This is a genomic window from Streptomyces sp. URMC 127, assembly GCF_051386535.1.
GTDB lineage: Bacteria > Actinomycetota > Actinomycetes > Streptomycetales > Streptomycetaceae > Streptomyces.
In genome coordinates this window covers 59,597-68,547 of record NZ_JBPQTW010000015.1, presented here as the reverse complement: position 1 = coordinate 68,547, position 8,951 = coordinate 59,597, and the positions used below count along the sequence as shown (strand labels likewise).

General features: G+C 69.8%; 10 protein-coding genes. 3 read left to right on the top strand and 7 right to left on the bottom strand.

The window, feature by feature from the left end; translation table 11 throughout:
* Positions 1-57: 57 nt before the first annotated feature.
* The gene (locus ACSNOH_RS06215) at positions 58-1,194 is read left to right on the top strand and encodes an SDR family oxidoreductase (protein ID WP_436720175.1); all 1,137 of its coding nucleotides are present in this window, start codon (positions 58-60) and stop codon (positions 1,192-1,194) included.
* Positions 1,195-1,319: 125 nt separating this feature from the next.
* Here ACSNOH_RS06215 and ACSNOH_RS06210 read toward each other — a convergent pair whose 3' ends face one another.
* The 7 genes from ACSNOH_RS06210 to ACSNOH_RS06180 form a co-directional block, all read right to left on the bottom strand.
* Complete coding sequence (locus ACSNOH_RS06210; protein ID WP_436720174.1) at positions 1,320-1,679, bottom strand: hypothetical protein; 360 nt, start codon at positions 1,677-1,679, stop codon at positions 1,320-1,322.
* A gap of 347 nt (positions 1,680-2,026) precedes the next feature.
* Positions 2,027-2,392: a DUF6114 domain-containing protein gene (locus ACSNOH_RS06205; RefSeq protein ID WP_436720173.1), complete on the bottom strand. Its 366-nt coding sequence runs from the start codon at positions 2,390-2,392 to the stop codon at positions 2,027-2,029.
* Entirely contained in the window at positions 2,383-3,024 is a 642-nt protein-coding gene (locus ACSNOH_RS06200; protein WP_436720172.1) for a DUF6230 family protein, read from the bottom strand. Before ACSNOH_RS06200 ends, ACSNOH_RS06205 begins: the two co-directional genes overlap by 10 nt.
* A gap of 518 nt (positions 3,025-3,542) precedes the next feature.
* The gene (locus ACSNOH_RS06195) at positions 3,543-4,061 is read right to left on the bottom strand and encodes a pyridoxamine 5'-phosphate oxidase family protein (RefSeq protein ID WP_436720171.1); all 519 of its coding nucleotides are present in this window, start codon (positions 4,059-4,061) and stop codon (positions 3,543-3,545) included.
* Positions 4,062-4,267: 206 nt separating this feature from the next.
* The gene (locus tag ACSNOH_RS06190; RefSeq protein ID WP_436720170.1) at positions 4,268-5,119 is read right to left on the bottom strand and encodes a hypothetical protein; all 852 of its coding nucleotides are present in this window, start codon (positions 5,117-5,119) and stop codon (positions 4,268-4,270) included.
* Positions 5,120-5,128: 9 nt separating this feature from the next.
* On the bottom strand, positions 5,129-5,692 hold the full coding sequence (locus ACSNOH_RS06185) for a papain-like cysteine protease family protein (RefSeq protein WP_436720169.1): 564 nt from the start codon (positions 5,690-5,692) through the stop codon (positions 5,129-5,131).
* Between the two features lie 305 nt (positions 5,693-5,997).
* The gene (locus ACSNOH_RS06180; protein ID WP_436720168.1) at positions 5,998-6,687 is read right to left on the bottom strand and encodes a hypothetical protein; all 690 of its coding nucleotides are present in this window, start codon (positions 6,685-6,687) and stop codon (positions 5,998-6,000) included.
* 582 nt (positions 6,688-7,269) lie between these two features.
* On the opposite strand from ACSNOH_RS06180, the gene ACSNOH_RS06175 reads away from it, so the two are divergent.
* Together ACSNOH_RS06175 and ACSNOH_RS06170 are read left to right on the top strand one after the other, a co-directional pair.
* Positions 7,270-8,388 carry a serine hydrolase domain-containing protein gene (locus ACSNOH_RS06175; protein WP_436720167.1) on the top strand — a complete coding sequence of 373 codons (1,119 nt, stop codon included), beginning with the start codon at positions 7,270-7,272 and terminating at the stop codon, positions 8,386-8,388.
* Between the two features lie 97 nt (positions 8,389-8,485).
* Positions 8,486-8,791, top strand: coding sequence for a hypothetical protein (locus tag ACSNOH_RS06170; protein WP_436720166.1), 306 nt, complete (start codon positions 8,486-8,488; stop codon positions 8,789-8,791).
* The last annotated feature ends 160 nt before the right edge of the window (positions 8,792-8,951 follow it).

Sequence of the window (8,951 nt, the reverse complement as noted above, 5' to 3'; positions counted from 1 at the left end):
CCTCCGACCCCTCTGCCCCCTTCGACCCCTCCGACCTCTCCGAGCGAAGGAAACGCCTTGTCCATCCTGCTCACCGGCGCCACCGGATTCCTCGGCTGCCGCATCCTGCGCGAACTGCTCAGCGAGGAAGGCGACGAACCGGTCCTCGTCCTGGGCCGCGGCAGCGGTCAGCAGCTTCGGGCGCGCGTCGAAGCCGCAGTGACCTGGCTGGACGCACCGCGCCTGCCGGAAGGTGCCCTTGACCGCCTGCGCTTTCTCAGCGGCGACATCACCGTGCCGGGACTCGGCCTGTCGGCCGAGGACCGCGCACGCGCGACGGACGGCCTCACCGAGCTCTGGCACAGCGCGGCACTGCTGAGCCTGGAGGGGGACCCGGTGCCCCTGCACACCTCCAACGTCCTGGGGACCAGGCACGTCCTGGAGGTCGCCGACCAAGCGCCGGAAGCACACGTGCTCCACATCAGCACGGCCTACGTGGCCGGCCGCCGGCTCACCGGGCACGTGCTGGAGGACGACCTCAGCGAGGAGCACGGCTTCCAGACGTCCTACGAGGAGAGCAAGTACACCGCCGAACGCCTCGTGCGCGCCTGGGCGAGGCGCAACCGGCGACGCGTCACGATCCTGCGGCCGGGCCTGCTGGTCACGGACCGGCCCGTTCCCGAGCACCTTCCCGGGCAGCCGCTCGACGTGCTCCTCCGCCTGATCGACAACGGAATGCGCGCACGCGCCGCTCGTGGCCACGGCCTGACGCGCTACCTCAGGGGCACGGGTCTGCGCGGAGAGAGCCTGCACGTGCGCGTACAGGCGGATCCCGACGGCGAGGGCAACTTGGTGCCGGCCGAGTACGCCGCGCGGGCCATGGTCCGGGCGGCCCGCGCGGAGCCGCAGGCCGCCGTACGCACCCTGCACGTGACGCATCCGCACAACGTCTCGGCCGGAACCGTCACCGCGGCGCTCAGGGCTCGTTACCCGGGCATCTCCGTAGACCTGGTGCCCGAGGTGTCGTGCCCCACCTCGCTGGAAGCCCTGGTCTCCCAGCAGGGCGCGGGAGTCCTGGGCTTCGGCGCACAGCACCGCACCTACGACCGCTCCAACCTGCTGCGAGCCGTGGGTGACCTACCGGACCCCGAGCCTGTCGACCATCTCTACCTTGCTCGCGCCTTCGGTGCCGTGGAGGCGCCTCTGCCCGCCTGATCGGGCGGCCGCTTCTACCTGATCCGGCGCCCCTGCCCGCCCGGTCCGGCGGCGCTTTCGCCTGATCCGGCGGCGCTTCCGCCGGCCGCCCGGCTACGCAGGTCATGCGGCCCGCGTCCCCCGCGTCAGCAGGACGGCTCTGCGCCGGCGGAGCGCTGGGGGGTGATGGCCGCGTGCTGAGCAACGGCGTGGTCGGCGCGGGACCACAAGCCGGTGGCGTGCACACCTGTCAGCCGCACGTAGGGGACGGGCAGGGGCGGCACCGCGGCCGTGGACAGGGTCAGGGGCAGCCGGCCGAACGCCCGGCCGCCGAGAACGGCCGCCCGGAAGCGGACCCGGCCGGTAAGGGTGACGCGCTCGGCAGTTATGCAGGAGCCGGGCTCTCCCCCGGAGCCCGGGTAGCCGATGCGGACCTCGTCCAGGACCACACGCCCGGCACCGCAGACGCCGTGGGAGAGGGGCGGTCCGCACCGCAAGTCGGTCACGGTCAGTTCCCCGGCCCGCAGCACGGCACCGCCGGCCGGCGGCCCACCGGGCTTCGCCCTGTCCGGACACGTCACGGTATCGGGAGCGAGGCCCACCGGAGCGTCGCTGCGGGAAGGGGCGCGGGGCAGGACGTTCGCCGCGCAGGCCGTGGAGGGAGCGGCGGGAGCGGAGGGAGCGGAGAGAGCCGAGGACGAAGCAACCGGCGGAAGCAGCGGCATCCGGACGGCGTCGGCCCGGCCGGGAAGAAGACCCGTCGTGCAGACGACGGGAAGCAGCAGCGCGGGCAAGAGCACTGCGCGGTGCGCCCTCACCTGTTCATCTGCCCATCTGCTCCGCTCCCGTACGGTCACCTGCGAACCGGCACCGATGCCGGCGCCGCCTCGTCATCCGCCGGCCGCCACGCGAGAGCGAGTGAGCCACCGAGCAGCGCGAGCAGCATGCCGAGGAGGAATCCCCCCAGGTTGGCCAGGGGGTAGGAGAGCAGCCCCAGGAACACGGCCGTCGCGCCGCTCGAGACGGTGGTCGCCGGCCGGGTCCACAGGCGTACCGCGCAGCCCAGCAGCGCAGCCGCCACAAGGAGCGCACTCGCGCCGTTGACCCCCTGCAGCCCCAGCAGGCCGGGTTGCCCGAGGGGAAGGGCCCCGAGCTCGGCACCGGCGGCGGCGATCAGCACACAAGCCACCACCGGACGCGGTCGACGGGTCAGGCGCACGGCCGCTCACCTCGCTGGACAGACATGTCGGCACCCGCCAGCGAGAACGTACCGGCCGTGAGTGACCATGCCTTCAGCCGCAGGTTGTCAACGGTGAGCGTGCGGGCTTGCTGCCCGTAGGTTCCGGCCAGTCCCGTGGCGCCGGATGCGCGCAGGGTGGCCGCGTCACGGCCCATCTCCACGGACCCGAAGGTCATGTCCCCGCTGAGATGACTGAGGTCGAGCACCATGTTCTCGGCGCGCACGGGCTCGTCGGAGCCGGAGCGGATGACGAGGGTGACGGGGCCGAGCGGAGTGCGCGCCACCGCGGACTGGCAAAGGCCGCTGATCCGGGCGCTTCGGACGCCCACCACCGCCGCGGCGCGACCGACGCCCTGCGCGTCCTTGCGGAAAGACGCGAACTGCGTGGCGCCGGTCGCTTCCAGCCGGTGAGCCGTGACAGTGAACGGGCTGCCCGCTACGGCGAAGGACATCGGAATCCCGGCCGCAGTCGTCACCGTGGCGGTTCCGGCAGCCAGGAGCGTGGCGGCGAAGGAAGCAAGGGCGAAGCGCGGCCAGTTCGTACGACCGCGGCGGATGCCGGCCCGGCTTGTGCGGCGCGCCGGCCGCCGGTGGCGCCTCGTCGGCCTCATGCTGCACGCCCCTTCTGTCGACGGGCAGTCACCCAAGCCCTCCCGCCTGCCCAACGGTGGCAACCGGTGAATGTCACTGGCACTCACACCGTTGGGTGATAACGCTACAAAACGGGCAGGAAGGGGTGGCACCTGTGATCAATGGCGAGCGGCCGGGCGTGCGACGTCCTCCCTTTCCGTCAGCAGATGGCCCTGGGTCTGGAATCCGCGGACACAGCCGGGAAGTCGCCGCGCTGCTCTCTCCGGTTTAAGCCGGGGGCCGACCGGCGTTGCTGTTCCGGTCCGGCGCGGTCACGCCGACGGCGGGGACGCGCACAGGCCCGGCTCCCGACGCGGCCGGCGGCCGAAGTGGTGCAAGGCCGACTACCGGGAGCACCATGCCGGCGACCGCGGGAGCGATCGCCCCGAGCGCCATCAGGCGGTGTCAACCGCACATGCCAAGCTCGCCGTCCGCTACGAGGCCCCGTTCGTTCTCATCGTCGGGCACGAACCACTGCCTATCCCATGAGAGCCTGCCGTCAATCGCCGGTGAGCGTCCCGGTATCGGGGGCGTAGACGGTCATCCAGTGCGGGCGCAACCGGTAGTAGACCACGTCGTGGTCCCAGTCGAAGGCGTCGGCGCCGTAGAAGTCCTTGAAGTACCCGAGCAGATTCGGCCAGTCCTCGGCCAGGTCACCACTCTCGGGGTCGAGGATCTCCACCGTACCGTGCGTGAACACGCCCAGGCCCTCCCCGCGCATGTGCGCGACGCTGGCGACGGGACGTGCAGCGAGGTGGCGGGCTTTGGCGGCGCTGCGCGCCGTGCCGAAGTGCCATTTGCCGTGCAAGAAGTGCCCGTCCACGCCGCTGATCCGTGGCTCGCCCTTCGCCGTCACGGTGGACAGGGCGAGCGTGCACATGCCGGTCAGCAGCCGGACGAGCTGCTCTGCGGTCAGAGTGCGCTCAGCGATGATCGAGCGGAGGTGGGTGGTGGAACGGGACAGGGAGGCGTCGAGCAGGGCTTGGAGCTCGTCGAGTTCTTCCGGCGTTTCACGCATCGAGCCACAGTAGCCGGTGGGGCCCACAGCGGCTCCAGCCTGGCCCACCGGTTGGTCGGACGCCTGCAGAAACTCGGGAGCCGTGCCCGCAGATGGGAGCACGGTGCGCGTCCTGGCGGATCGCCAGGGCTCCGCCCCGGCGCCGGGCCGTAGGCGGCGGGGCACCGGGGCGGAGCATGGTGGGTGTGCGGATGTGCTCGGGCGTGTCAGCCGGACTGCGCGCGCTTGCGCCGGCGGAGGCCGACGACACCGCCGACGAGGGCGAGTGCGGTGCCCGAACCGCCGATGATCAGCGCGGTCGAGGACGGCGAGGAGGGCCGGCGGCTGTTGGCGAAGCCGTTGGAGAAGCCCTTCGTGTCGTACTCCGAGCCGGGCTGCTTGTCGGCGTAGCGGGCCTTGACCAGCTTCTGGTAGTCGGTGAGCGACACCGACGACTGGCCGTTCAGCCCCTGCCGGGCGGCGTCGTTCAGCGGCTCGACCGTGGTGAGCTTCAGCTGGTAGTAGCCGTGGATCTGCGGCTCGGTGAACACCGTCGTCGCGACATCGCCCTTGCCCGCGTAGGCGGCGTCCGTGTCGCCTTCCCGGACGGCTGCCAGGTGCCAGCCGGTGGTGCCGGTGGGGGCGAGCATGACGGTGGCGGTGCGGCCGCCGGAGAAGGACACTCCGGCGACGGCGTAGGCGAGTTTGACCGCGTCGTTGAGTGTGGGCTGGGACGTTCCCGCGGCGAAGCCCGCTGCGAGCTCGTTCAGGGCCACCGGGTCCTTGATGGTGAAGGCCGGCACCCCCTCGCACGGCTCGGTCTTGGCGGGGATCGTCACCACTGAGCCGGACCCACCGTCCGGCACCGGCGCGCTGAAGAAGCGGCAGACGGCGTCGCGGGTGGCGGTGGACTTCAGGGTGTCCAGGGCGGCTTGGAGGTTGGGGAGGTCGGCCGGGGCCTTGGCCGCGGCGGCCGGGCCGGCCACGGACAGCAGTGCGGACAGGCCGAGTGCCACGGTGACGGGGAGGCGGGAGAATCGAGCGGCCCGCCGTGTGGTGGACGTTCTGTGGTCGCGCATGTCACTCTCCTAGCCGGAGATGCCGATCCGGGAATGGGTCCACTTGAACGAGCTGTTGCTCACGTAGTCGTTGTAGTTCCACCACGTGTAGGTGGCCGTGTCCGGCCAGGGGTCGCCCACGCCGATGGTGTTGTTCGACGTGTCGTAGCCGTAGACGACGTTCATGTGCCCGCCGCCGGAGGTCCAGCCGATGCGCGCCCCGACGGGCCGTGGGCCCCGGACCTCGGTCTGGACCTCGCTGAAGGTGGCCGCCCTGCCCAGGCCCGTGCCCGTGTGGGACATGCCGAGGCTGCCCCAGCCCCTGGCCATGTCGTCGAGCGTGGCCGGCTGGTTGTTGCAGCCGTAGTACGGATTGGCCCGGGTGCAGAAGTCGCTCTGCGTGGAGCCGTAGCCGTGGTACTTGGCGATCGTCAGGCCGGAGGCCACCCAGCACCACTGGGTCTTCTCCTGCTTGTACATGCCGATGTTGTCGTACGCGGCATCCGCCTGCGCTGTGGCGGCGGCGGCTCCGAGGAACCCCGATACGGCCAGTGTCAGGGCCGATGCCGTGGTTGCGAATTTGAGTCTGCTCATAGTCCTGCCTTCCCGTCATGGGTGCGACGAGCAGATGGCCGGATCATCCGGTCCGGCCCCCTCCGCGGAGGGCAGTCATATGACAGCGCTCTTCGTCAACATCGGCTAGCGCGAGTCCATAAATTCAGCTCTAAAGAGTGCTTTGTCGGCTTATCGTGCCCGTGCGCGGCTTTTCCTTTCATCATGCCGTCTTCCGTCCTCCTTCCGTTGTCTGAGAGCAAGGCCTTGGAGCACACCGAACCGATACGGAACCGGCCGGGACCTGTCAGCCTGCCGCCCCCTCGGCCCCCTCGAAGGGGAATTCGCTAAGCGAGTCCCGCGTACGTCACGGTTCTTCGCGGACCGAGCTCGCGGGCGGTTCGTTCTGCCAGTTCCCGGCCTCGCCGGTCCAGCTCCCGCCGTCTGGCGTCGTCCCTGTCCGGGTCACGCTCCTCGAGGTACAGGTCCATGCTGGTGTCGATGTCCTTGGACCACTGGTACAGATCGGCCACGAGATCGTCGGACAGGCCGAGGCCGGCGGCGGGATCGTCCGGAGCGAAGTCGCCAAAGCCTTCCGCGCGGAGTGGCTGCCATCGATACTCGCCCTCGACCACGACATGGACAGGAAGCGGTGGGCCGGCGTGTGCGTCGACGGCCCAGTGCAGTCGCCGGCATGCCCAGCACACGAACTTCGCCGTGTCGTACTGCTCGTCCCAGAAGCGTACGACCCACGTCCGCCCCAGGTGCTCCGCCAGCGTCTGGGCAAGGTGCAACCCGTCCTCGGCGTGCTTGCGCAGCTCGGTTCGTGAGGCGAAACCTTCCGACGGGTGATCCATGGCCCAGGTCACCAAGCCGTGAGCCAAAGCCTGGGGCAGATTCAGGGCAGGGTCGTCGACTGGAATCACGGTGGTGAAGTCGTCGAGCTCCGCGTCCGTGCCCGCCGCCGACGCGTACAGGGGCGACCGGTCTCCTCCTGCGCGCACGAGGAGATGACGGGGTTCGTCCAGGTGACTCATACGGGGTTCGCTCCTACGAAGCAACAATTGCCGCCCACCGTGACAGCAACGCGATGGACCGTTCCATTGAACACACCACCTGGACCGCCAGCTGCGGCTTCGCCGACGCCTCCACCCTACGTTGGCATCGCGAGCGTCCGGGCTGCTGTCGGCACTGCCTGTCCCAGGCCGCGGCTGCCCGCCACGGTTTCCGGCTGCTTCACCGGCAGCCCCGATGGCAGCGGGTCCCCATCATTGGCTACGTCGCACCCTCCCTTGCGGGAATCGCGTCGGCCAAGGCTGAGGTGACGGTACGGCGGCCAGGTCCTGCTCGGAGATCACCGTCCGTACGGCCCCTGCCGGGCGTAGCCGGGGGGCGGCGGGCCGTCATGTCGATCCCGTGGTCGGCACAGGGGTGCACCGGGTTGGGCAGGGTGTGCGCCTGACGTGCTCGCGTGCGCCGTCGTCGTGCCGACGAGGCGCCGTACCACCCGCATGACCGGCCGGGAAGCATGAAGCGCGTCGTGTGCGGCTGTGCCGGTCGGTCGGAGGAGAGCGGAGATGGAGCAGGGCATGGTGCGGTGCCGGGGAGGGAAACGAGGGATGTCCGCTCTCGCGGTCGTCCTGGTGTCCGGGCTGATGGCAATCTCCCCGCCCGGAATGGCCGTCGCGGACCCGGGAGGTGGTCATGTTCCTACGCAGGAGGCGATGGACGCCGCGGTCCGCGAGGGAGTTCCCGGAGTCCTGGTCGGTTCCTACGACGGAAAGAGCTGGTGGGACGGCTCTGCCGGGGTCGCCGACCGCACCACCAAGCGGCCGCCGCAAGCCGGTGACCACTTCCGCGCCGGCAGCATCACCAAGACGCTCGTGGCCACGGTCATCCTCCAGCTGGAGGCGCAGGGTCGGCTCCGCCTCGACGACACGGTGGAGAAGTGGCTGCCGGGCATGGTGCACGGCAACGGCAACGACGGCAGCAAGATCACCGTCAAGCAACTGCTGAACCACACCAGCGGCCTGTTCGACTACGGCAGGGGCCTCCCCGCCGCGAACTGGAGCACCAAGAAGTGGCTGGACCACCGGTTCGACAGCTTCACGCCCGAGCAACTGGTGGCCGCTGCCGTCTCCCACGAGCCCACCCACCAGCCCGGTGGCCCGCACACGTACTCCAACACCAACTACGTCCTGGCCGCTCTGATCATCGAGAAGGCCACCGGCCACTCCTACGAGAACGAACTGCGCCGGCGCATCATCGAACCGCTCGGCCTGAAGGACACCGTCCTGCCCGGCGCGGACAAGTCGCTGCCGAGCCCCCACGGTCGGGGCTACACCGCGTTCATCGAAGAACCGGACGTCGTTCGCGACGTCACCGAGTACGACCCCTCCATCATCCGGGGTGCGGGCGATCTCATCACCACCACTGGCGACATGGACCGCTTCCTCACTGCCCTGCTGGAGGGCGAGCTCCTGCCGCCGGCGCAGATGAAGGAGATGACCACCAAGGTTCCCGGCTCAAACTACGGCCTCGGGCTCGGCACGTGGTCCACATCCTGCGGGGTGGAGCTGTGGGGCCACAACGGCGCCTGGGCCGGCACCGAGGCGTGGACCCTGGGCACCCGCGACGGGAAACACCGCCTGCACCTGCACTTCAACGCCTACACCGGCAGCAACACGCCGGCCGGCGAGATCGCCAACGCAGAGTTCTGCCCGCCACCAAGCCATTGACTCCTGATAGGACCTGGCGCCTGCAGGAGAGAACCATGAAGAAGCTCATGGCCGATGAGGCAGTGTCCCGTGGATCACCGCATGAGGTAATTGGTCGATGAGCTACTTCATGTATGACGTCATGGGCGGGACGGTCGATGTGCCTGATCCGGAGACGATGAGGCGAGTGCTCGATGGTCTGGCGCAGGCCGATGACGAGCACCCTGATGTTTCGCTCACCCATGAGAGCGGGTGGTGTCTCAGCGCTTTCGGCGGCGGTCTGCTGGTCTGGGAGAACCCGGACGAGGACTCGGTGGCCCCGGGAGAGATGCGTGATGTCGCCCGCGAGGAGATTCTCCGGCTCTTCGGACTGCTGGCGGCGGGTGACATCGCAGCGGTTGAGGCGCTCTCCTGGCAGAGGTGAGCGGCCATACCGTCAGGGTCGCACCCAGAGGAAGACCACCGCGACGTGAAGTGCGGCGAGGTAGTGCATGGCGAGCTTGTCGGTGCACATAGCAATACCGCGCCACTGGTCGGGTAGCCGGGTCATGTTGCCATGACCCGGCCCCCTCAGAACCGGGCAT

Coding starts and splice junctions, on each gene's coding strand:
- ACSNOH_RS06200 (WP_436720172.1), bottom strand. CDS start 3,024: ATGAGGCCGACGAGGCGCCACCGGCGGCCGGCGCGCCGCACAAGCCGG.
- ACSNOH_RS06195 (WP_436720171.1), bottom strand. CDS start 4,061: ATGCGTGAAACGCCGGAAGAACTCGACGAGCTCCAAGCCCTGCTCGAC.
- ACSNOH_RS06190 (WP_436720170.1), bottom strand. CDS start 5,119: ATGCGCGACCACAGAACGTCCACCACACGGCGGGCCGCTCGATTCTCC.
- ACSNOH_RS06185 (WP_436720169.1), bottom strand. CDS start 5,692: ATGAGCAGACTCAAATTCGCAACCACGGCATCGGCCCTGACACTGGCC.
- ACSNOH_RS06180 (WP_436720168.1), bottom strand. CDS start 6,687: ATGAGTCACCTGGACGAACCCCGTCATCTCCTCGTGCGCGCAGGAGGA.
- ACSNOH_RS06175 (WP_436720167.1), top strand. CDS start 7,270: ATGTCCGCTCTCGCGGTCGTCCTGGTGTCCGGGCTGATGGCAATCTCC.
- ACSNOH_RS06170 (WP_436720166.1), top strand. CDS start 8,486: ATGAGCTACTTCATGTATGACGTCATGGGCGGGACGGTCGATGTGCCT.